The organism is Pseudoduganella albidiflava, assembly GCF_004322755.1.
GTDB lineage: Bacteria > Pseudomonadota > Gammaproteobacteria > Burkholderiales > Burkholderiaceae_D > Rugamonas > Rugamonas albidiflava.
In genome coordinates this window covers 4617096-4640596 of the sequence record NZ_CP036401.1, presented here as the reverse complement: position 1 = coordinate 4640596, position 23501 = coordinate 4617096, and the positions used below count along the sequence as shown (strand labels likewise).

General features: G+C 64.7%; 16 protein-coding genes. 8 read left to right on the top strand and 8 right to left on the bottom strand.

Annotated elements, in window-relative coordinates; genetic code table 11:
- The first annotated feature begins 139 nt into the window (after positions 1-139).
- From EYF70_RS19120 to tssH, 8 genes are all read left to right on the top strand, one after another.
- On the top strand, positions 140-730 hold the full coding sequence (locus tag EYF70_RS19120; RefSeq protein ID WP_131146835.1) for a tetratricopeptide repeat protein: 591 nt from the start codon (positions 140-142) through the stop codon (positions 728-730).
- Positions 731-763: 33 nt separating this feature from the next.
- Positions 764-1273, top strand: a complete 510-nt coding sequence (tssB, locus tag EYF70_RS19115; RefSeq protein ID WP_131146834.1) for a type VI secretion system contractile sheath small subunit — start codon at positions 764-766, stop codon at positions 1271-1273.
- A gap of 2 nt (positions 1274-1275) precedes the next feature.
- Positions 1276-2757, top strand: a complete 1482-nt coding sequence (gene tssC / locus EYF70_RS19110) for a type VI secretion system contractile sheath large subunit (protein ID WP_131146833.1) — start codon at positions 1276-1278, stop codon at positions 2755-2757.
- Between the two features lie 30 nt (positions 2758-2787).
- Positions 2788-3279, top strand: a complete 492-nt coding sequence (locus EYF70_RS19105; RefSeq protein WP_131146832.1) for an Hcp family type VI secretion system effector — start codon at positions 2788-2790, stop codon at positions 3277-3279.
- A 21-nt stretch (positions 3280-3300) separates the two neighbouring features.
- Positions 3301-3792 carry a type VI secretion system baseplate subunit TssE gene (gene tssE / locus EYF70_RS19100; protein ID WP_131146831.1) on the top strand — a complete coding sequence of 164 codons (492 nt, stop codon included), beginning with the start codon at positions 3301-3303 and terminating at the stop codon, positions 3790-3792.
- A gap of 1 nt (position 3793) precedes the next feature.
- Positions 3794-5638 carry a type VI secretion system baseplate subunit TssF gene (gene tssF / locus EYF70_RS19095; RefSeq protein ID WP_131146830.1) on the top strand — a complete coding sequence of 615 codons (1845 nt, stop codon included), beginning with the start codon at positions 3794-3796 and terminating at the stop codon, positions 5636-5638.
- The gene (gene tssG / locus EYF70_RS19090; RefSeq protein ID WP_131146829.1) at positions 5602-6687 is read left to right on the top strand and encodes a type VI secretion system baseplate subunit TssG; all 1086 of its coding nucleotides are present in this window, start codon (positions 5602-5604) and stop codon (positions 6685-6687) included. Before tssF ends, tssG begins: the two co-directional genes overlap by 37 nt.
- A gap of 81 nt (positions 6688-6768) precedes the next feature.
- Positions 6769-9429 carry a type VI secretion system ATPase TssH gene (tssH, locus tag EYF70_RS19085; protein WP_131146828.1) on the top strand — a complete coding sequence of 887 codons (2661 nt, stop codon included), beginning with the start codon at positions 6769-6771 and terminating at the stop codon, positions 9427-9429.
- A gap of 111 nt (positions 9430-9540) precedes the next feature.
- Here the strand turns inward: tssH and EYF70_RS19080 are convergent, their stop codons facing one another.
- The 8 genes from EYF70_RS19080 to tssM form a co-directional block, all read right to left on the bottom strand.
- Positions 9541-10977: a hypothetical protein gene (locus tag EYF70_RS19080; protein ID WP_131146827.1), complete on the bottom strand. Its 1437-nt coding sequence runs from the start codon at positions 10975-10977 to the stop codon at positions 9541-9543.
- A gap of 45 nt (positions 10978-11022) precedes the next feature.
- Complete coding sequence (locus EYF70_RS19075) at positions 11023-11979, bottom strand: PoNe immunity protein domain-containing protein (RefSeq protein ID WP_165497740.1); 957 nt, start codon at positions 11977-11979, stop codon at positions 11023-11025.
- A 49-nt stretch (positions 11980-12028) separates the two neighbouring features.
- Positions 12029-13537, bottom strand: a complete 1509-nt coding sequence (locus tag EYF70_RS19070; protein ID WP_131146825.1) for a hypothetical protein — start codon at positions 13535-13537, stop codon at positions 12029-12031.
- Positions 13534-16785, bottom strand: coding sequence for a type VI secretion system Vgr family protein (locus tag EYF70_RS19065; RefSeq protein ID WP_131146824.1), 3252 nt, complete (start codon positions 16783-16785; stop codon positions 13534-13536). Before EYF70_RS19065 ends, EYF70_RS19070 begins: the two co-directional genes overlap by 4 nt.
- 117 nt (positions 16786-16902) lie before the next feature.
- Positions 16903-17913: a type VI secretion system protein TssA gene (gene tssA / locus EYF70_RS19060; RefSeq protein WP_131146823.1), complete on the bottom strand. Its 1011-nt coding sequence runs from the start codon at positions 17911-17913 to the stop codon at positions 16903-16905.
- 30 nt (positions 17914-17943) lie between these two features.
- The gene (locus EYF70_RS19055) at positions 17944-18723 is read right to left on the bottom strand and encodes an OmpA family protein (RefSeq protein ID WP_131146822.1); all 780 of its coding nucleotides are present in this window, start codon (positions 18721-18723) and stop codon (positions 17944-17946) included.
- Positions 18723-19712, bottom strand: coding sequence for a type VI secretion system-associated protein TagF (gene tagF / locus EYF70_RS19050; protein ID WP_131146821.1), 990 nt, complete (start codon positions 19710-19712; stop codon positions 18723-18725). Before tagF ends, EYF70_RS19055 begins: the two co-directional genes overlap by 1 nt.
- On the bottom strand, positions 19709-23494 hold the full coding sequence (gene tssM / locus EYF70_RS19045) for a type VI secretion system membrane subunit TssM (RefSeq protein ID WP_131146820.1): 3786 nt from the start codon (positions 23492-23494) through the stop codon (positions 19709-19711). The genes tagF and tssM overlap by 4 nt, the downstream gene beginning before the upstream one ends.
- Positions 23495-23501: the final 7 nt, after the last annotated feature.

Genomic DNA, 23501 nt, shown 5'->3' with positions numbered 1-23501 from the left:
ACGTGCGCGTGTACCAGAAAGTGAGAATGTGTGAGATTCAATTGAGTTCTACAGTCTTAACTTTTCTGTTATTGTGCCGCCTATTCCGAAGTATTGAATTAAATGCAATTACGACTTGTTACAACATCGGGGATTTTGAATGACCATCAGTAAGCATCTCTCGCGTGCCGGCGCCGCCGCCGCATTGGCCGCGGCGTTGTCCGCCTGCAGCACCACGCCCCCAGCCCTGCCACCGGTGCCGACCCTGCAGCAACTGATGTCGGATGCCAGCAAGGCCGCCGACAGCGGCAACAAGGAACAGGCTGTCACGCTGTGGAAGCAGAGTGCGGTCGCGTTCCCGTCCGAGAAAACGCCATGGATCCACATCGCCCAGACCCGCTACGAGGCTGGCCAGTACGGCGATGCCATCCAGGCTGCACTCGAAGTGCTGGTGCGCGATCCCAACGACCAGCTGGCCAACAGCATCATCGCCATCAGCGGCCTGCGCCTGTCGACGCGCGCGCTGAATGACCTGAGCCGGCAGAATGGCCTGTCGGGTTCGGTCAAGAGCGAATCGCAGGACCTCGCCAAGCTGCTGCGCGAAAGCCTGGGCGAGACCGTACTGGTGCCGCCGCCTCCACCACCGGCCGTGCGCGAACAGCGTCCGGCCCGCACGGCGAAGAAGGGCAAGACCGCCAAGCCGGCCAGCGGCGCGAGTGCCGGCGCCAATCCGTTCGACGCGCTGAAGTAAGCCTCAATACGACTCATCAACAAAGGAATTCTCATGTCTAAATCAGAAAGTGTGCAAAAGCGCCTGCAGAAAGTCCGGGCCCCTCGGGTGCAGATGACGTATGACGTTGAAATCGGCGATTCCATCGAAAGCAAGGAACTGCCATTCGTGATGGGCGTGGTCGGCGATTTCGGTGGCAATTCGGAAGTGGAACAGAAACGCCTCAAGGAACGCGCCTTCGTGAATGTCGACCGCGATAACTTCGACGAAGTTCTGAAGGGCGTGCAGCCGCGCGCGACTTATCAGGTTGAAAACACCCTGGCCGGCGATGACAGCACGTTCGCGGTGGACCTGAAATTCAATTCGCTGGACGACTTCCGCCCGGAAGCGGTGGTGCAGCAGGTCGAACCGCTGAGGAAGCTGCTTGAAGCGCGCACCAAGCTGGCCGACCTGCGCAACAAGCTGGCCGGTAACGACAAGCTGGAAGACCTGCTCAACGACGTGTTGAACAGCACCGAGAAACTGGCCGAGCTGGGCCAGCAAGCCAACACCAAGAAAGACTGACCATGTCCGCACAACTGAACACCGAGGGCGCCGCCGCCGCCCCCCAGGAGGTCGCGCTGCTCGACCAGATTGTCGAGGAAAGCCGTGTCGCCCGGTCGAGCACCGAGCATGAGCGCGCCAAGGACCTGATTACCGAGCTGGTCCACCAGGTCATGGAAGGCACCGTGGTCGTGTCGGACAACCTGGCCGCCACCATCGATGCCCGCGTGGCCGAGCTGGACGAGATGATCTCGCAGCAGCTTTCGGCCGTGATGCATGCGCCGCAGTTCCAGAAGCTGGAATCGAGCTGGACCGGCCTGAACTACCTGGTCAAGAACAGCGCCACGGGCCAGAACATCAAGATCAAGATGCTCAACGCGACCAAGAAGGAACTGGTCAAGGACTTCCAGAGCGCGATCGAGTTCGACCAGAGCACCATGTTCAAGAAGGTCTACGAAGAAGAATTCGGCACCTTCGGCGGCGCCCCGTTCGGCGCGCTGATCGGCGACTACGAGATCACCCGCCAGCCGGAAGACATGTACTTCATCGAGCAGATGTCGCACGTGGCCGCGGCCGCGCATGCACCGTTCATCAGCGCCGCCTCGCCGGAACTGTTCGGCCTGGACAGCCACAGTGAACTGGGCCGCCCGCGCGACCTGGCCAAGCTGTTCGACACGATGGAATACTACAAGTGGAAGGCATTCCGCGAGTCCGAGGATTCGCGCTATGTCGGCCTGACGCTGCCGCGCTTCCTGGGCCGCCTGCCGTACAACCCGGCCGATGGCGCCATCACCGAAGGCTTCAACTTCGTCGAGGACGTGGACGGCACCGATCACCAGAAATACCTGTGGTGCAATGCCGCCTATGCGTTCGCCAGCAAGCTGACCGGCGCGTTCGAGAACTATGGCTGGTGCGCGGCGATCCGCGGCGTGGAAGGCGGCGGCCTGGTCGAAGACCTGCCGACCCATACCTTCAAGACCGACGAAGGCGAAGTGGCGCTCAAGTGCCCGACCGAGATCGCCATCACCGACCGCCGCGAGAAGGAACTGTCGGACCTCGGCTTCATCTCGCTGGTCCATTGCAAGAATACCGACTACGCGGCCTTCTTCGGCGCGCAGTCGGCGCAGAAGGCCAAGAAGTACGCCTCCGACGCGGCCAACGCCAACGCGGTGCTGTCGTCGCAGCTGCAATACATCTTTGCCGTGTCGCGCATCGCCCACTACATGAAGGCGATGATGCGCGACAAGATCGGCAGCTTCGCCGCCGCTTCCAATGTCGAGGATTTCCTGAATCGCTGGCTGACCCAATACGTGCTGCTGGACGATAACGCCAGCCAGGAACAGAAGGCCCAGTTCCCGCTGCGCGAAGCCACGGTGCAGGTCTCCGAGGTGCCGGGCCGCCCGGGCGTGTACCGCGCCGTGTCGTTCCTGCGTCCGCACTTCCAGCTCGACGAGCTGTCCGTTTCACTCCGTCTGGTCGCGGAGCTTCCATCGACCAAAGCGTAATTTACAACCACCACCACTGAAAGGAACAACATGGCAATCGACGTATACCTGCAGATCGACGGTATCAAAGGCGAATCGGCTGACTCCAGCCACAAGGACTGGATCGAAGTGAAATCCGTGAACTGGGAAGTGCTGCAGCCGAAATCGGCAACGGCATCGACCGGCGGCGGCCACACTGCCGAGCGTACCGAGCACCGCGACATCGTGATCTCGAAGCTGGCCGACCTGGCAACCCCGCTGCTGCTGCAGAATTGCTCTTCGGGTAAAACGCTGCCAAAGGCAAAGTTCGAATTCCTGCGCGCTGACGGCCAGGGCGAACGCGTCAAGTACTTCGAGATCGAACTGGAAAACGTGCTGATCTCGAGCGTTGCTCCATCGGTCGAGCCAGGCGACATCCTGACCGAAGACGTGAAACTGAAGTACTCCAAGGTCAAGTGGAAGTACACCCAGCAGAAGGTCGGCGGCGGCACGGGTGGCAACACCTCGGGCGGCTGGGACCTGTCGACCAACAAGGTCGTCTAAGCGTCGCCCAGCGAGGTGCCAGTGCAAGGTTTCACGCCAGGCCTGTTTGACCGCCTGATGGATGCGCCCGTCAACGGCGCCTCGCATGCAACGGTAACGAGATTGTCGGTCGAGGACCTCAAGGAACTCGTGGCCCGCGATCTCGAAGCGTTGCTCAACACCCGCATAGCACTGCCGGATGAACTGCTCGAGCAGTTCCCGCAGTGCCGTCGTTCGCTGGTGACCTACGGCCTGCAGGATTTCGCGGGCCGTTCGCTGTCGAGCTTCGACGACCGGGCTTATATCTGCGCCTGCCTCGAGCAGGCCATCGCGCGCCATGAACCGCGCCTGCGCAATGTACGGGCCACGCTCGAACTGCGCGAGGACGCGGTCAATTGCCTCAATTTCGCCATCACCGCGCTCCTGGTCGTCAATCCGGCCCAGGAACCGGTCAATTTCGACGCCATCCTGCAACCCACCAGCCAGCATTACACGATCAGCAAGGCGCGCCGGCCAGGATCGGCAGGAGCATGAGTTGGAAGAGTTACTCCCGTATTACGAACGCGAGCTGGGATTCCTGCGCCGCTATTCGCGCGAATTCTCCGAGCGTTACCCGAAGATCGCCGGCCGCCTGCTGATCGGCGGCGAGGTCTGCGAAGATCCTCATATCGAACGCATGATCCAGGCGTTCGCGTTGCTCAATTCGCGCATTTCCAAGCGGCTTGACGACGATTATCCGCAGTTCACCGAAGCGCTGTTCGAGGTGCTGTACCCGCACTACCTGCGGCCTTTTCCATCGTGCTCGATCGTGCGCATGGACTACGCCAGCCACGCCGCGCAGTTGACGGGCGTGTCTGAGATCGCGCGCGGTACCCGCCTCACCACCCGCAAGGCCAAGGGCGCCGCGTGCACGTTCCGCACCGCCTATCCGGTGACGATCGCGCCGATCGCGCTGAGCCGCGCCGTGTTCGCGCCGATCATCGATGCGCCCGACATGGTGCGCCTGCCCGCGGGCGTCACGTCCGGCATCAGCATCACGCTGTCGTCCACCGCCAGCCAGGTGCCGCTCGGCCAGCTCAAGCTGGGCAAGCTGCGCGTCTTCCTCGATGGCGAGGCCTCGTTCTGCGCCGCGCTGCGCGATGCGCTGTTCATGCGCACGCAGGCGGCCTACGTGGAAGAGGGCCATAGCGGGCGCTGGATCCCGCTGGGCAGCGTGCCACTGGCGCCGGCCGGCTTCGGCGAAGACGATGCGCTGATCGATTTCTCGGCGCGCTCGCATACCGCCTACCGCCTGCTCACCGAATATTTCTGCTTCCCGGAGAAGTTCAACTTCGTCGACATCGACGTGGCCGCGCTGACGGCGCTGATCCCGTCGGGCACGCGCGAGCTGACCCTGCACCTGGCCCTGTCCGGCCTGCGGACCGATTCGGATACTTCGCGCATGCTGGGCAGCCTGTCGACCAACAACCTGCTGCTGGGCTGCACCCCGGTGGTCAACCTGTTCAAGAAACGCGGCGAACCGATCCGCCTGACCCACACCAAGGCCAGCTATCCGGTGCTGGCCGATGCACGCCGCGCTTTTGCCTACGATGTCCACGCGATCGACTCGGTCAAGCTGGTGCGCCAGACGCCGCAGGGCGAGTCGGTGATCGAATTCCGCCCGTTCTACTCGCTGCGGCACGGCCAGACGCCCGAGAAAAACGGGCACTACTGGGTGATGCGGCGCGACCAGGATGCGGCCGACAAGCACCCCGGTTACGGCACCGAGGTGTCGATCGTCGACATCGACTTCGATCCGGCCGCGATCGAGACCGATACACTGAGCCTGGAGCTGACCTGCACCAACGGCAATCTGCCGGCCACGCTGACCTACGGCCTGCCGGGCGGCGACCTGTTCATGGAGGGCGGTGCGCGGGTGTCCGCCATCGGTTTCCTGCGCAAGCCCACCCAGTCGCATCACTTCGCGCGCGGTGCCGGCGCCCACTGGCGCCTGATCTCGCACCTGTCGCTGAACCACCTGTCGCTGGCCGACGGTGGCGTGGAAGCCTTCCGCGAGATGCTGGCCATGTATGATCTGCCCCGTTCGCCGGCCTCGCAGCGCCAGATCGGCGGCATCGCGCAGGTGGCGCACAAGCCGGCCAACGCCTGGTTGCCCGGCAATCCGTTCGCCTGCCTGGTGCGCGGCATGGAAGTGCGCCTCACGGTGGACGAGGAAGCCTTCGTCGGCAGCGGCATCCACGCCTTCGCCCACGTGATCGAATGCTTCCTGGGCCTGTACGTGCATGCCAACAGCTTTACCCAACTCGTCATCGTGTCGTCCAAGACTGGAGAAGAATTATTGAAATGCAGCCCGCGCAGCGGCGATTTGAGCCTGCTGTAATCGAGCGCCTGTTCGCGCAGCCGCACCGCTTCGAGTACTTCCAGGCGGTGCGCATGTTCGAGCTCTGGCTCAAGCGCCATGGCCGGGTGCGCGAGGGGGCGGTCGCCAACTTCCTGCGCTTCTCGAACTCCACGTCGCTGGCGTTTCCGGCCAGCGAGCTGGAAGCCATCCAGGCCGAGCCACGCGACCTTGGCCTGGACCGGCATTCGCTGGGCGCCGCGTTGCGTGATGCCACCCTGCGCTACGTGCGCATCACGCCGGCCTTCATGGGCCTGCTGGGCGGCATGGGCGCGCTGCCGGCGCACTACACGGAACGCATCGCCGCGCACATGATCACCACGCGCGACGACGGCCCGCGCGCGTTCCTGGACACCTTCTCGAACCGCGCGCTGGCGCTGTTCTATGAAGCCTGGCGCAAGTACCGCCTGGAGCTGAAGTACCAGATCGACGGCAAGGACGGCTTCCTGCCGCTGCTGCTGTCGCTGGCGGGCGTTGGCCAGCCCTCGCTGCGGCGCCGTTTCGCCGATGGCGAGCATGGCGAACTGCTGGACGAATCGGTGGCCTATTTCGCCACCGCCATGCGCCACCGGCCCGCGTCGAGCGTGCAGATCGCCCGCGTGCTGTCCGAGTACTTCGGCGTGCCGGTCAAGACCGAGCAGTTCATCGGGCGCTGGTACGACATGCCAGCGGCGCAGCAAAGCCGGCTGGGCTTCGGCAACGCCGTGCTGGGCGCGAGCGCCATGGCCGGCGCGCGCGTGTGGCAGCGCGACCTGCGCCTGCGCCTGCTCATCGGCCCGCTCAAGCGCGCCCGCTTCGAAGCCTTCCTCCCCGGCGGCAAGGCGGCGCGCGCGCTGGCCAGCATGCTGTCGATGATGACCGGCGTCTCCCTCGAATACGAGGTGCAGCTGGTGCTGTGCGCAAAGGAAGTGGAGGGCGCCACGCTGTCGGAAACGCGCAGCGGCGGCCGGCTGGGCTGGGATACCTTCCTGGTCACCGGCGACAAGTCGCGCGACCGCGACGATGTGCGCTACGACGTCCATGCGCTGTAATGCACGGGCACTGGTTCACGCAGTTTGCTTTACGTAGTTAGTTTTCAACATCAACACCTGACATGACAAGGGACCACCCGCATGAGCCTGAACCTCAAGACGCTGATCGGTAAGCTGAACGACACCTGCCGCACGGCCGCCACCCGGGCCGCCGGCCTGTGCGTGTCGCTCGGCCAGTTCGAAGTCGACCTGGAACATCTGTTCCTGGCCCTGCTGGAGCAGCCAAAGAGCGACTTTGCCATCATCGCGCGCCAGAGCGGCATCAGTGCCGGCATGCTGGAAGCGGACCTGCAGGCCGAGGTGGCGCGCTTCAAGAACGGCAACGCGCGCACGCCGGTGTTTTCCGCGCGCCTGCCCAAGCTGTTCGAGCACGCCTGGCTGATCGCCTCGCTCGACATCCCGGACGGCCGCCCGGCCGAGATCCGCAGCGGCCACCTGCTGCAGGCGCTGCTGACGGACGCCGAGCTGTCGCAGCTGGCCTACCGGGGCTCGAAACTGTTCGACAAGTTCGACGTCGACCAGATCAAGCACAATCTCGACAAGATCGCCGCCGGCTCGCAGGAAGCCGCGCCGCCCCAGGCCCAGGCGGACGCCCGCGCGCAGGCGCACGGCAGCGACCCGGTCGGCGAGATGTCGGCCACCACGCCGTCGAAGACGCCGGCGCTGGACCAGTTCACCACCAACCTCACGCAGCGCGCGCGCGACGGCAAGGTCGATCCGGTGATCGGCCGCGACACGGAAATCCGCCAGGCCATCGACATCCTGATGCGCCGCCGCCAGAACAACCCGATCCTCACCGGCGAGGCCGGCGTGGGCAAGACCGCCGTGGTCGAAGGCCTGGCGCTGCGCATCGCCACCGGCGACGTGCCCGATGTGCTGAAAGGCGTCGAGATCCATACGCTGGACATGGGCCTGCTGCAGGCCGGCGCCTCGGTGAAGGGCGAGTTCGAAAACCGCCTGAAGAACGTCATCGACGAAGTGAAGAAGAGTCCGCACGCGATCATCCTGTTCATCGACGAGGCACACACCATGATCGGCGCCGGTGGCCAGGCCGGGCAGAACGATGCTGCCAACCTGCTCAAGCCGGCGCTGGCGCGCGGCGAGCTGCGCACCATCGCCGCCACCACCTGGGGCGAATACAAGAAGTACTTTGAAAAGGATGCGGCGCTGGCGCGGCGCTTCCAGGTCATCAAGGTGGAAGAGCCCAGCGAGGAACTGGCCTGCGCCATGTTGCGCGGCATGGCGCCGCTGATGGAAAAGCATTTCGGCGTGCGCGTGTACGACGAGGCGATCACGGAAGCGGTGCGGCTGTCGCATCGCTACATCAGCGGGCGCCAGCTGCCCGACAAGGCCATCAGCGTGCTCGATACCGCCTGCGCCAAGGTGGCGCTGGGGCAGAATGCCACACCGGCCCTGATCGAGAACCTGGCGCGCCGGCTGGAGCGCATCGATGCCGAAGCGGCCGCGCTGCAACGCGAACAGAGTTCGGGCAGCGGCCATGCCGCCCGGCTGGCCGAGCTGGAAGAAGCCCGCGCGGCCGCATCCGCCGAGCATGCCAGCCTGAGCGAGCGCTGGGAAAAGGAAAAGGCGCTGACCGAACGCATCATGCAGGGCCGCCGCACGCTGGAAGAAGCGGGCGAGGGCAATGCCAGCGCCGGCAACGACGTGCAGGCGCTGGTGGCGGAATTGCGCGCGCTGCAGGGTGAAACGCCGATGGTGCCGGTGCAGGTCGACGGCCATGTGGTCGCCGAGATCGTCGCCGGCTGGACCGGCATCCCGCTCGGCAAGATGGTCAAGGACGAGATCAAGACGGTGCTGAACCTGAAGGACCTGCTGGAAGAACGCGTGCTGGGCCAGCCGCACGCGATCGAAGCGGTGGCGCAGCGCGTGCGCACCGCCCGCGCCAACCTGGACGATCCGAACAAGCCGAAGGGCGTGTTCCTGTTCGTCGGCCCGTCGGGCATCGGCAAGACGGAAACCGCGCTGGCGCTGGCCGACGTGCTGTATGGCGGCGAACGCAAGCTGGTCACCATCAACATGAGCGAATACCAGGAAGCGCACAGCGTCTCCGGCCTGAAAGGCTCGCCGCCGGGCTACGTGGGCTACGGCGAAGGCGGCGTGCTGACCGAGGCGGTGCGCCGCAACCCGTACAGCGTGGTGCTGCTCGATGAAGTGGAGAAGGCCCACCCGGACGTGCTGGAGCTGTTCTTCCAGGTCTTCGACAAGGGCGTGATGGACGATGCCGAAGGCCGCGAGATCGACTTCCGCAACACCATCATCATCCTCACCTCGAACGTGGCGTCGAGCACGATGATGCAGGCTTGCCTGAACAAGAGCGAGGAAGAGATGCCGGCGCCGGACGCGCTGGAAGAACTGATCCGCCCGCACCTGATGAAGCAGTTCAAGCCGGCGTTCCTGGGCCGCCTGAAGGTGGTGCCGTACTACCCGCTGTCGGACGACGTGCTGGTCGAGATCATCGAGCTGAAGCTGAAGCGCATCGCCAAGCGCATCGCCGTCAACCACAAGGCCGAGTTCTCGTACGACGAGGCGCTGGTCGAAGCCGTGCTGGCACGCTGCACGGAAGTCGATTCCGGTGCCCGCAACGTGGACAACATCCTCAACGGCACGCTGCTGCCGGAAGTGGCGGAATCGGTGCTGGCGAAGATGGCCGAAGGGGCCAGCATTTCACGCATCGCCGTCACGGCCGACGAGCAGGGGCAGTTCGGCTACGTGATCGAGTAAGCCCGCGGCTTGTGCGCACTGGTGTCGAACATTTTTTTCGGGCGCTGTGTCCGGAAAAAGTGTGCGACACCGGTTTCCCCCGGCATTTGTATCAGCGCCGAGCCAGAACCATCAAGCACGCTCCCACTGCAGGGTCACCTTCTCCCTGCCGCCAGCCAACGCATCGAACTCCGGTAGCAGCGCCACCGACTCCCCCCGCACCGCCAGATACCGCCCCAGCCCACGTTGGTAGATCACGGTCGGCTGATCCAGCTTGATGTCTCCCTGTCCGATGACGAAAGTTTCGTCCGTCACCGCGTTCCAGAAGAGTGCGATATCGATCTTCCCGAACTGGTTTGACTTGTGGTTCAGGATCCACCAGTCGCCGTGCCCCTGGCGTACGCCGAGGTTACCGAAGGTGGAGTAGGGCGTGCCACGGGCCATGCCCGAATGGCCGAAGTGCTTCAGCAGGCAGGTATCGTGCGCCATCGTGGCAAAGTCCAGCCGGTGCATGCGCAGGTGCGACTTCGTGCCGGTGAAGAACACCACCGTTTCGCCACCCAGGGCGATCACGCCTTCGGCCAGATCGTAGAGAGGCTTCGGAAGCCGCAGGAAGTCCGCTGCCGTGATGGGCCCTTCCGCAATGGCAATGTGCGCGTCGCCGTCAACGATCACGCAGCGCGCCGCATCGCCGAACGGGAAGACGTGCAGCTCCTTGCGTGAGCCGTACCAGCATTCCGACGCGCCCGCTGAAAGGCCCAGGACTTCGTATGCCGGCTTGCCATGCGCATCCGTCTTGTCGCACACATGGATCGCCTGGCCGCACATCCATTTCACGCCATCGTCGTGGCCCGGAATACTGGCGCCATCGCAAAGCCAGGCCGGCGTCCAGGCCTGCAGGTCGTCGATCCGTGCCAGCTTGAATGCCGGTGCGCCGCCCCCTTTCGGTTCCATGCAGGTCCAGATGTCGCGTTCCCCATCCCGGTGCAGGTGCCGCCAGCGCCTGGCGAAATCGGCGTTCTCCGCGAAGCCCGGCAGCGGCAGTTTCACCGGCGGCCAGCGGGAGAAATCAAAGAAGGTGCCGTTGTCGGTGTGATCGGAATATGGCGAGCGCAGCAACGAAATGCCGCGATCGATGTCGATGTCTGGTTCTGCGGGGAGGTCGACGATTTCCACGGCGAGCGTTCGCCTTGCGTTCGCTGACCTGGCAGGTGCCGCGTTCGTCGGCTGGATGCGGCGCAGCTGGGGCATGAAATGCCGCGTTTCCTCTGGATCAGCCTGGAAGCCCTCGGTCCAGCTGACTTTGAAGGCTTCGACTCCTTCTGTCGGCAACACCGCCATGTGCACGGTGTCCTCGGCGCAATCGACCTGCCACAGCTCCAGCCCATCCGCGGAAATCAGGTTGGCGAGCGGCTGGAAACAGTGCTTGGCCAGGTCGTTGCTGAATGCGTCGGCCAGGGCCTCGAAAGAGTCCGAATAGAGGCAAGGGTAGTCGAACGCTTCGCGCACCATCAACAGGAAATAAGAGCCGGTGCTGCTGGCATCAAACGAAATGATAGGCAAAGGCATAGGCATTGATGAATAGATCACGGCGATTGGCGACGTGGCAGGGCTTCACTCAATGAAGCGCCAGACTGTCAAACCATAGACCGATCCCGTATGCGGCATCGCTTGTTGTTCGCTTAACGTGATTGTCCGTGGCGGCGTGTCCAGCGATTGCCAGTCGCCTCCCTTCGGACACCGGTCGCCAGCTTTAGCGCGCAGTTCTCCTTCCACGGGGCCGGGAAACCCTCTGGGCTCGTATGCTTCTGTACTCTGACGCGCAAAATCAACGAGATCAGCCGGGTAGAACTGCGCGTGCCGATATGGGGTGTCATCAATGTCAAGAGCAATCGTAATGGCTGCCGCTTCCCAGCTCCAGTAGCCCTGGAATACCGATCCTCGCTTATGACTGTCAAAATATGGCTCTCGCCGGCTTGCTTCGTACCAGTCCTCGAGATATTCAGCTACCAGTGCGCTGCGTTCGCTGGCAGGGGCAGTGAAAATCCTGATCGTGTTGTAGTACGGGAGATGGCGGGTACATTCATCTGGCAGATCAGTACGGTCTGCCAGATATCGGGAAAGTATACGCTCGAGCATGCCATCCCTGTTCGGATTATTGTAATCGATTATTTTTGGAATTTTGTAGAGAAGATTCTTCCATCCGAGCAAAATGCCAAACGCCACCAGCCGATTTGCGTAGGAAAAGGGCAGGTCTTTAAGTGGTATATGGGCAGAATGCGATGATTGACCGGTTTCTGTTTCGTTATGCAGGACAGAGTAATGTGCGTAGCGCTCCCAATCTGCAAGAACAGTCGGATAATATGATCGCAGTTCGCTCAGCTCGTGACCGGCACTATATGCTCGGGTCAAGAGTTCCAGACGTGACTGAGCACTTTGATGTGTGGCAGCACGGAAATTGGCGATGGGAATTTTGGCCAGTTCCTCAGGGTCCTTTTTTAACGAAGCTTCCAGAATTTCCAGTCCACGTGTCGTCAGGTCAAAATTGCTCGAATAGACCTTGTAGTCCATCAGTTTCTCTCGCCTCGACGAGAACTCTTCCAAAGATAATTTGTGCATACTAGGAGTGCAGGATATTGTCGGGTAAAGTTAGTGTGATCTGAATATTATGCGTGGCACCCTTGGATTGCTGGTGTATGCGCAGCTGGCGTCCAGTCACGAGGCAAATCCATCGATGGTATGGGGCCGGAGCATTTGGATTAGCCACCTGCGAGAATCGGTAGAGCGTGATCGCTTCTCTGAGCGCTTCTCCATCTTCGATCAATTCCTCCTTTTCGAGCCGGCTCTGGATCCAGTCATGGCTCATCTGAGTCGCGAGCCCGGTCGGTGTGCCATGCTTGTCGATGCCTGGCTTGTTGACGCCCTTGCGCACGATTTCTTCCGCTTCGGGTGACGTTCCGACGCCTACGTTCCGATTTGCCAGCTCGTCCCTGCCAGTGCTATCGAAAATATTCGGTTTCCCACTTGACGGAACAGGATTGGCTGCCTCGTCCGCTCTCAATGCGTTGAACTGTGCCGCAAGATCGGCTGGCAAGGCAGCAATCAATGTGAACGAGTCGAAGATGCTGGACTTGGTTTCACCAACGACGAATTTTTTTTCCGTGGCGGTAACGTTCTGCCATAGATGGTCCATGCCATTGTGCGGAGGACTGGTTTCTTCGGTAAGGCGACCATTATTGTTGATTTTTTTATAATTTCGGTGCTTTCTCCTCACACAATAGTCAGTGATATGTTCAGCCGGAATTCCAGTTGACCACTTTTGTTTTTTGGGCTCGGCCTTCTTCTTCGTACTGGTGGATGTCGAGTTCGGCGATGTACGCGGCAGTTTCTCATCTGCGGCGCGCTTGGCTGCGAGCCTTCGCTGCACTCGTTGTGCGGCGGCGCGCTGTTGTTGCAACGTGGGGGCGCGCTGTGGCGCCGCAGTGCGACGAACAGGCGGCGTAACTGCTGCGGTGTTGCGTGGTAGCTGATCTCCCATCATCCGCCGGTGCATCGACCTCAGTTCCGCAAAAGCCTGATCGATCATTTGCGGTCCCCGCCGCCGAACGGCCTGTAGTTCAGCAATCACTTGCGCAACTTCGCGCCGCCCAGCCACGACCTTCACGACCCAGCTGTCGATGCCGTCGATGAACGCATCTACGCTACGCAGGAACAGCGACTTCGACTGGGCCGCCAATGTTGCCCAGTTAATGTTACGCATGTAGCGCTCCACATTTCCCCGAAGCTTTGGCGATACAGCTTCCAGGACCCGCCCGAAGCTTTTCCCCTGCTTCATCAACTTGAAGCCGACCTTCAACGCATCGCCCAGAGCCGGGATGCACCCGATCAAATTGATGGCCAGGTTGACCCACGCACTGACGCTGGCAGGAGACTTGACGACGACGATGATCCCGATGACCAGGTCGCGGGCGTCCATGGCCTGTCCAACGCCAGGGACGACGCCAAGGATGCCAGTCACGATGATGTGCGAGGGCGAGGAGCCCGCGCCGCTTACCAGGTCCATTAGCCAGGTGCCGATACCGTTATTCGCTTGCCTGATGGCGCGTGTGGCGGGCGTGGCTGCACTCATGCCTGATCTCCCGGGCCGGTTTCATTGTCGTGGATGTCCCGGTAACTGCGTTCGTCTGCCTGGGCTGCGTTCGTTACCTCTTCATCATAGACATAGTCGTTCATATGGTAGTCATAGTCGAGTTCACTGGAGCCGTCACCTTCCGTTACGTCCACCCAGTCCGCGTCTATGTCCTCGATCTCGTCCGGGAAGAAATTCGACTTGTAGTACTCTGCTTCCTGGGCCAGGTATCGTTCCAGCAGCCGCTGCGCCTCCTCGTCGGACTTCGGCTTGCTGCCGGCCAGTGCGTTGGGCTTCTGTTTCTTGCGTGGCTGCGCATCGCGCTCGTCCTCGCCGAACGTGACCGACGCGCCGGTGGCCGGCACGTTCTCGAGCCGCGCGAAGCCATCCGCATCGAGCTTGCCGCTGCGGCTGGTGCCGTTATCGAACAGCACCTTGTATGGTGCCCCGACCATTGGCTGCAAGTCGTCCCAGCGATAGTTCAGTTCAAGGAAATTCTCGACCTGGCCCGGTTTCGGCAGCGCCGGCAACGATGGCGCTTCGCTCTTCGGTCCCGCCAGCTCCTTCATGCTTGCCTTGAACGACATCGTTCCCGGCCCATGCACTTCGATACTGCCGCCCGATAGCCTCAGGTAAGCGCCCTGTGCCGTCAGCAGCACGTGATCCTTCGCCGCCACGGTGACGCTGCTGGCCACGCTGGCGACGGTAACGGTCTTGTCCGCGGTCAGCCTTGTCGGGCCGGTCTGGCTCTGGCTGCTCACCTTGCCGCTGGCCGCGTGCAGCCGGATGCCGGTTTCCTGGTTCGGCTTCGTGGCCGCGCTGGCTTTGCCGTAGGTGAACAGGCCGATGCCCGCCTTGACCGCATGGGTGAGGTTGCGCTGCGCGGCGAGGTTGATGTCCTGGCCCGCGCCGACGCTCGACACGGTGCCGGCACCCACCACAGCGGAGGCCGGTGTAAGGGCAGCGATGCCCGCGGGGGACGATAGTTGCAGCTGCGCTTCGCCGTACTCGGCTGCCAAGCCGCCACCGCCCTGGTCGCCGCCGGTACCCGCCGTGGTGGCGCCCAGCGCTTCGCAAGTGGCGGCCAAGGCGGCGACCGCGGGCAGCTCTTCCGGCGTCCTCTCGTCCGGCAATTTCGCGTTGTGCTTTTGCGCCGTGTCCGCCAGCGCGGACAGCAGTTCCTGGCTGTTCGCCACCTGCGATAAAGCCGGGCCCGCCTCCATCGCGGACGTCCCGGCGCTGGCGCTGTCCGTGGCCAGCAGCATCCCCCGCGCGGCCCTTAGTGCCACGCTGTGCTCGGTCGTCAGTTCCGCGCCGAAACCGACAGCGTCGAGCCGTGCGTTGTCGGCCTGGTGGCGCAACTGGCCGAGGTTCAGTTCCGCCGTGCCCTGGTGAGGCTCGGCATGTCGCTGCAAGGCTACCCGTGGCTGGCCGGGGCTGTCGTCGAACACCAGCTGACTGTAGGCGCCCGCACCGCCGGCGCTGCTTTGCAATGCCTGGCTCTTGAGTCCGGACAGCACCGCGGCGTGGGCGTGGCCACCGCTTTCGCCCGGGAACCAGACCGCGGCATTGCCGGTCGCCGCACCGGCGCCTTGCGTCACCCGGTTGTCTTGCGCATCGGCCTCGCCCTTGCCGTTGTAGACCGCGCCGATGACGATCGGCCGGTCGATATTGCCGTCAATGAAATCGACCAGCACTTCCTGGCCAACGCGGGGCAGGGCATGGCTGCCCCAGTTGGCCCCGGCCACCGGTGCCAGCGGCGTTGCCACGCGCACCCAGGTGCCCGCCTGGTCGTCGGCAGGCGCACCCGAGTGGCCTTCCGGCGCCGGGTGGTCGAGCCGGCCATGGCTGGCGGTGCCGCGCTGCCAGTGGAATTGCACTTTTATGCGGTGGTCGCGGTCGGTATGGACCGGCGTGCCGGGCGGTCCGACCACCACCGCGGTTTGCTGGCCCCGCACGGTCGGGCGCGGATGCAACAGGCGGCCATGTCCATCCGTGTGGCTGCCGCGGTAGGGCACGCTGGCGCGGATGGCATCGAAGCTGTTGCGGTACACGGGCCTCTCGCTGATGCGCTTGCCCGTGGCGTGCAGGCTGTGCGCCAATGCGCGTGCGTTGAGGGCGGCAACCGGATCGCCGCCGAGGCGCTGGGTCAGCTGCGCCGTGATCTCGGCCTCGAGGTTGCTGTGCGCACGGTGGCGCACCCGCACGATCAGGAAATCGTCCCGGCCATCGTAGCGGCTGTGCTCCAGCAGGGTAAACGTGGTGCCGGGCGCAAAGCTGCGCACCGTACCGGCGCCCACGTGTACTTCCTTCTGCGCTTCCAGCGCCTGCAGTTGGCGCTCGGCAATGCGTTCGCCGTGTTCCTGCGTGGCATAGGCATAAGCGCCGGGAACATCGCTGCTGCGCAGTTCGATGCCGGTGGCAGCCGAAGCGGAAGCGGTGCGTACCGTACGTGTGCGGTAATCCCAGCTGCGCAGGTCGATGGCGTTGGACAACAGCCGCGTCTCGGTGCGCCACCGGTCGATGCTGTCCGCTGTCATCACGGCGCCGGGCTGCGTGAAGCGCACCGCCCCCTGAGCATTCGGCGCGAATGCGTCGTTGCTGTCGCCGATCACCAGCGTATGGCTGCCGAGCGAGGGGCTGCCGGCATCGCCACCATGTTCGAAAAAGGTGAACAGGCCTTCCTCGCTCATCAGCCGCTGCACGAACGCCCAGTCGCTTTCCTGGTATTGCGTGACCAGGCTGCGCACCGGGTATTGTTCCCGATCCGCGTCGATGCGCCAGGCGGGAACAAGCATGCCTTTGCCGTTCCAGGCGGCAAACACGGTATCGATAATGTCCAGCACCGATTTGTCCTGGAACACGCGGCTGTCGCGGCCCAGCGCCAGGAACGCCGTCCACGGTTCGATGACCAGCCGGTAGCGCGCCAGCCCGCCATTGGCGCCGCACAGTTCGGCGGCGGTCACGTGGCCGTGGAAGTGGCGCGTCGATTGCCCGGGTCCCGCCTGCAGCGCCAGCAATGCCGGCTGGCCGAGCAGGGATCTCAGGCTCAGCGCGGCGTCCGGCGACAGGGCCGACACCTGCAGCCGGAAACTGCTGTCGAGCCCTTCCTCGCCGTGCAGCGATTCGGCCAGCAGCACGTCCGTGCCCAGGGGAGTATGGAGGTGCAGCAACCGGCTCGACTGGCTCAGTCCGGTCAGCGCAGCCAGGACCGCTTGCGCAAAGGATGGATCGCTGGTTGGATGCATGCGAAGCGCGTCAGCGGGTGCTGACCTGAGGGTTAGGTTACGGTAAGTGTCGAGCCAACCCCGCCATTACACCCCAGAAGTATTTTTAAGACAACCCCGGTCCGGTTGAAATCACCGTCACTCCGACCCCGGCTGCACCCCCAGCAACTCCTCGATATGCGCCAGCGAGGCCGAGTCCTTGACCACGGAGCGCAGCCACGTGTGCAGGTCCTGCTCGCCGGCCTTGGCGGCCTTCTCGGCGTAGTACGAGACCGGGCTGTGCGGCTCGGTGCGCCGGAAAAAGTCGGCGATGGCGCGCAACTGGGCGATGGCCTGCGGGCGCGTGTTGATCGCACCGGGCGGGCCACTGTGCGCGGGCGCAGACATGGCCTGTTCGCCGCCGCCGATGACGATGCCGCTGTCCACGGCCTCCGGCGCGGCTTCCTCGGCGGGCGCCGGCACCAGGGACTGGATGTCGCGCAGCGCGTCGCGCGCTCCGACGAAGCCCGGCGCGTCATTGCCCAACCTCTGGTCGGCCACGCGTTCCAGCTCCAGCAGCGCCTCCACGCACGCCTGCGCATCGGCCGCGAAGGCGCGGCGGAAGGCCGGCGAGGTGGCGCGCTTGGCGGCATCCAGCTCGGCGATGCGGCGTTCGTCGCCGCCTTGCCGGCGCGCGCTTTCGAAGTCCACCGCGGACCACGCGCCGCCATTGCCATCCGTGAGCGGCATCTCACGCACCAGCGGCTTGATGCGGCCCAGCAGCCAGCCCAGCGTGCCGATGCGGCGTTCCTGGTCGCCATCTTCCGCTTCCGGATACAGTCCCTGGTCCCAGAAGCGCTCCAGCAGGCCGGCCATCACGCGCAGGCCTTCGGCCAGGCCGCGCAGGCGGTACTGCTTGGCGGCGGCTTCGGTCAGCCAGCCGGCAAGGCGCAAGTCCTTGCTCGACTTTTCCAGCAGCCCGGCGCAGCTGCGCACCACGAATTCCCAGTCCGCTTCCTTCAGGTCGGTCACCCATTCGCCCTGGTCGAGCGACGGGTCGTCGAAGGTACGGGCGTGGGCGATGGCGTCCAGCTCCGGGGAGAAGGACAGGTCGGTGCCGGCCGGCTGGTCCGGGCTGATCGGCTGCAGTAACTGCTCGGCTGAAAACATTGCTTGGTTCCTCATGCGTCGTGACCGCGCTTACTGCGCGATGCGGAATTCGATGCGGCGGTTGCGCGCGCGGCCTTCGGCCGTGTCGTTGCTGGCGATGGGGCGGTCGGCGCCCTGGCCGGAGGCGGTCAGCAGCTCGCCGTTGATGCCGTTGGCCGACAGGTAGGCCTTGACGGCTTCGGCGCGTGCCTGGCTCAGGCCCTGGTTGGTGGTGCGCAGGCCCTGGTTATCCGTGTGGCCGATGATCTCGATCTTGCGCTCCTTCAGCTTCTTCATCGCGGCCAGCATCTCGTCGAGGATCGCGCGCCCGGCCGGCGTCAGCGTCGCCTTGCCGCTCTCGAATTCCACGGTGCGGTTGGCCAGCGTGCTGTCGAGGATGCCCTGGTCGGCGCTGGACACGCGCAAGCCATTGTTGACGGTGTAAGTGGGATTCAGGCTGGTCGCCACGTCGCTGGCGATCTTCTGGCGCTGCGCCTCGTTGGCCACCTCGCCGCGCAGGCTGACGGTGGTGCCGTCGATCTTGAGCTGGCCGCGGCTGATCTGCTTCAGGTCCGGCGTGAGCAGCTTTTGCACATAGCCGTTCCAGTTGGCCGGGGTGGCGACCTGGCCGATGTCGATCTGGTCGACGACGCGGTCGGCACCGTAGATTTCGCGCAGGCGCGCCAGCACGGCGGCCTTGGTGGCTTCATCCGGCACGGTGCCGGCGACGGCGACCTGGCCGGGCTGCGGGGCGGCCGTCTGCGCGAGGGCCGGGCCGAAAGCAGCGCCCAGGGCGCAGGCGAGGAAGAGAGGGATCAGTCGTGACATCATCAGGTTCCAATAAAGGCCGTGCACAGCGAATCGAGCGCGGACTTGAGGGACAGGTCGGGCTGGGAAAGATAGGTGGACAGCTTTTTCACGGCGTAGTCGTCGTTCACCTGGTCTTCCACCCAGTCCAGTTCATCGAAGGCGATGTGGCGTTCCAGGCCGGCTTGCGGATCCATGATGGCCTGCAGCGTGTGCGCCGAAGCGCCGGAGAAGCCGAGCACCAGGGCCGGCCGGCCGTCCAGGCGGGCGATGAACAGCGCCAGCTCGAAATCGGCGCGCGCCAGGAACGGCGTGACCAGGTGCATCCAGAACGCCGCCACCAGGCTGCGGTACATGGGATCGGCCGGCAGCGGCAGCAGCAGGCTCTTTTCCAGCCGGCTGGAGCTGCTGGCCATCACCGGTTGCAGCAGCATGCCCAGCGCCAGCAGGATCTGCCGCACCGATCCGGCGTAGCCGCCACCGGCCAGCTGCGCCTGCAGCGAACCCACCGTCTGCAATTCGAGGAAGTCGGCGAACGCCGCGCCATAGGCGGCGGTGCGCAGGTCGAGCTCGATGGCCTGGCCGGCCGCGGCCTGCAGCGGGGCGCTGGGATCTTCCGCGCTGACCACGCTGTGGCTGAGCGCCGCCAGCCGGCTCCACAGCCGGTTCAGCACCAGCGGCGCATCGCTGACGAAGGCGGCCGGCTCGGGCACTTCCATGGTGCTCATCATCAGGAACGGGAAGCGCCGCTGCGACTGGTCGCTGCTGGCCACGATATGGCCGGCAATCGCATGGCGCCGGCGCGGGCCGATGATGGCGAAGTCCAGCGGTGCCACGGCATCGTAGCTGAGCTTCCAGCGCGCATCGGCGCTCATCAGGTCCATCGCCTTGGCCAGCCAGTCGTCGAGCAGCTTGATCAGGGCAGGGTTGTCGCTGCCCTTGACGAAGTCGCCCCGGGTGGGGATCTTGCCGAAGTAGCCGATGGTGGCGGCGGTGGTGGCTGTGCGGCTCATTGTGCTGCTCCTTCCACTGCGCCCGCCGCCGCCGAAACGACCGGGGCGGGGACGATGATGGTTTCCGGCAGGCGCAGGCGCTTGAAGCCCTGGCCCGGCTGCGGCGTGGCCGCCACTGGCGCCGGCTTGGTGGTGCCGATGATCTTCAGGTTGGCCGTCACCGTCACGCCCGCGTTGCTCCAGTTAAGCTCGAACACGCCATTGTCGCGGCGGTTGCGCGAAGCCGTTTCCACCATCTTGCGCAAGCCGTTCGGGCCCTGCTCGTTCAGCAGCACCACGCTGTTGCCCTGCGGCGTGATGGCGGTGATGCGCGCGCCCGGCGTGCCGCGTGCGTTCGGCCACACCATATGCACCCACGGTTGCGCCTGGCCGCGCCAGCGCAGCGCCTGGCCATCGATCTCGATGGTGAATTCGCTGGCCCCGATCGCGCGCAGCGCCTGCAGGTCGAACATGGTCTGCTCGACAGAGGCCGTCGCCGCGGCGGTGGCAACGCCACCCTCGGACAGCGGCGCGACCCAGGCAGGGAAGCTGGCCAGCACCGCCGGCGACAGGTTGATGCCCATGTTGGCCCAGGTGCGGGCGCTGAGCGCGTCGCCGCGCCGCACCACGAGCGGGCCAATGGTGGTGTCGAAGAACTTCGCGATGGAGCCTTGCGGGCCGAACACCTGGCCGATCTCGGCGTTGGTGGCTTCCTGCCGCGATTCGAGCGAGAACGGGTACTTGGCCACCAGGTTCTGGCGGAACGGCGTGAGGACCTGCGCCGCCCACACCTTGTCGATCTCGATCTCGGTCGGCTTGACGATCACGGCGAAGCTTTGCATCAGCGGGCGCACCAGCAGCGCGCGCACGGCCTGCTTCTGGGTGTCGCTCATGCCGGTCAGCATCTGCTCGTCGACGTACTTCAGCGCATCGGCCAGCTCGGAGCCGTTGCCATCGAGGGTCTGCTGCATCAGCTGCTTGGCGCCCGGGCCCGTGTCGCCCTGGTTCTTGATGGTGTTGAAGCGGCTGCGCAGCTTCGACAGGTGGCCCATGTAGCCGCCCATCAGCGAGGCGTTGTTGTCCTTGGCAACGACCATGCGCGCCACGCCGGCGAACTCGCGGCCCACCGGTCCCAGCGGCAGGTTGGCATTCTTCGCGGTGCCCGGTGCCGGGATGTTGATGTTCACGCGCGACGGCGTCTGGCGCAGGATCGTTTCGCGGAACCAGGCGGCGATGCCTTTCTGCGCCTGGGCGATGCCGGCATCGGCCAGCGTCGGGTTGTCCCACGACGTCTGTTCGTAGACCACGGTGACCAGCTTGCCGATCGGCGAAATCTGCGGATCGCCCAGCCGGTTCATGGCGGCGGCGGCGGCATCGAATCCGGACAGGTCGCGGATCGTCACGCCCTGCAGGAAGCGCTGCCATTCGCGCGCGTATTCGGTCTTGTACAGGTCCACCAGGCTTTTCTGGATCTGCTCCGGCGAGCCTTCCAGCGTCAGGTCGTCCTTGGCCGAGGTGCGCAGCACCCAGTCGGCGCTTTGCAGTTCGCGGTTGGCGGCATCGCGGAACGCGTCGCGCACGAAGCCTTCCCACGCTTCACGGGTGAAGGTGCCCGGAATGGCATAGCTGCCCAGCACCAGTTCCTTGTCCTGTTCGCCCACGATGCGGGCCACCGTCATCGTCGGGAAGCGGGTCGCGGCGCGCGCCTTCACGTCGGCATACACGCGTTCGCGTGCCGGCATGCCGCGCACCACGCGCTTCAGGCTTTCACGCGTCTGGTCGACCAGGGCCAGCTTCGGTTCCAGGCGCGGCCAGGACACATCCTGGATCTGCGCGAGGTGGAACGTGATGATGCGCTCGGCGCCGCGGATCATCTGCTCGCGCGACATGGCGCCGCGGTTGGCATCGAGCCAGCCGCGCCAGAAGCGCGTCAGCTGGTCGTTCAGGTGCGCGCCTTCGGCACGCGCCGGATCGGCCAGCATCAGGTAGGTTTTCAGCGCGTTATACGCATCCTCGCTGCTGGTCGGCGAGGAATCCTTGAATTGCTGGGCGGCTGCCTGCACCGTGGGGGCGGCGCCGGCGGCGGCAGTGCCAGCTGCCGCGCGGGCCTCCGGCTGCAGCTGGGCGGCGTTGCGGTTCACTTCCGCCAGGTAGCCTTCCAGCGCTTCGCCGACCGGCTTGAGCATTACCTCGCGCACGCCGCTGAAGTATTCCTCGCGCAGCTTGCGTTCCAGCTTGTCGCCCTGGTACAGGCCCAGGCTGAGCGACAGCGGACGGTTTTCCCGGTAGCTTTCCAGCTGCTCGATGCGGTCCTGCAGGATCTGCAGGGCTTCGAAGCGCGACTGCAGGTCGAGGCGCTTGTCCTGCACGCGCGCGGCCTGGGCCAGGTCGGCCTCGACATTGGCCACCAGCTGGCGGTTGTTCACGTACGACCAGCTCCAGCCACCCAGCGCCAGGCCGGCGATCGCGGTGGCGGCGAAGAAGGCCGCGTAGCGCATGCGCGTCTTGGCCGGGCTGGCGTACTGCGCGACCAGGTCCTTGTCGGCGAAGATCACCTTGCGGAACAGGTTGAGCAGGAAGTAGCCCTGCTGCTGGTGCGATTCCTCGTGGTGGTCGTTCTTCAGGCGGATATCGAAGCGCTGCGCCACGCGCTTCGACGAAGCCGACACCGGCGCGCCTTCCTGCAGCGCGCTGGTGAAGTAGAAGCCGCGGAACACGGGCTTGAACTGGAACGGGTTTTCCTCGAACAGGGTGGCGATGAAGGAGCGCAGCGGCGCCTTGATGGTGGAGAACTCGAGCGGGAACGTGAACACGCCTGGCGGCATGCGCTCGCGCCGCTGCAGCGACATGTTGGCCGCGCTCATGTCCTTCAGGCCTTCGTACAGCTCGTCGAAGCGGGCGTCGAACTGGTCCAGCACGTGCTGGCCGCCGGCGTTCTGGTGGTAGGGCAGGGTGGCGCCCCACACGCGATCGCGCTCGGTGCGCTCGGCGTCGTGGAAGAATTCGGAGAAGCCGGTGATCAGGTCGGCCTTGGTGAACACCACGTAGACCGGGGCGTGCACTTCCAGCTTCTCGGTCAGCTCCTGCACGCGCTGGCGCAGGTTCTTGGCCAGGTTGATCACGAATTCGGGCCGGTTGCCGGTCAGTTCGGCCACGCTGGCGGCGATGATGACGCCGTTGATGGGCGCCTTCTTGCGGTATTTCTTCAGCAGCGACAGGAAACCGAACCACTCGGCGCGGTCTTCGTCGGCCACCGAGTAGCGGCCGGCCGTGTCGATCAGGATGCCGTCGGTGGTGAAGAACCAGTCGCAGTTGCGGGTGCCGCCCACGCCCTGCACGATCTGCGAATCGGCGAACGGGAACTGCAGGCCGGAGCTGGCGATCGCCGTGCTCTTGCCCGCCGCCGGGTTGCCGATCACCATGTACCAGGGCAGTTCGTACAGCGCCGCGTCGCCCGACAGGTGGCCCAGCTTGGAACCCTTGATGGTGGCGATCGCATCGAGCATGCGCTGGCGGATCGCTTCCTGTTCCTGGCGCTGGGCGGCGTTGGCCTGCGGCGCGGCGACCACCGCCTGCTGCTCCAGCATTTCACCCAGTTCGGTGGCGGCATTGCGGTCGCGCCACCAGCGCCATGCCCACACGGCCGCGCCGATCGCGAGCGCCAGCACGAACAGCCCCACGGCCCACGCCGTGGGCAGGCCGAGGAGCCGGGTGGAGATCCACAGCAGCGCAGCCAGGGCGAGATAGCCGGTCGTGGCCAGGCTGGCGCGGGTGGTCAGGAATTGCCAGATAGTGTCAATCATCGTAAAA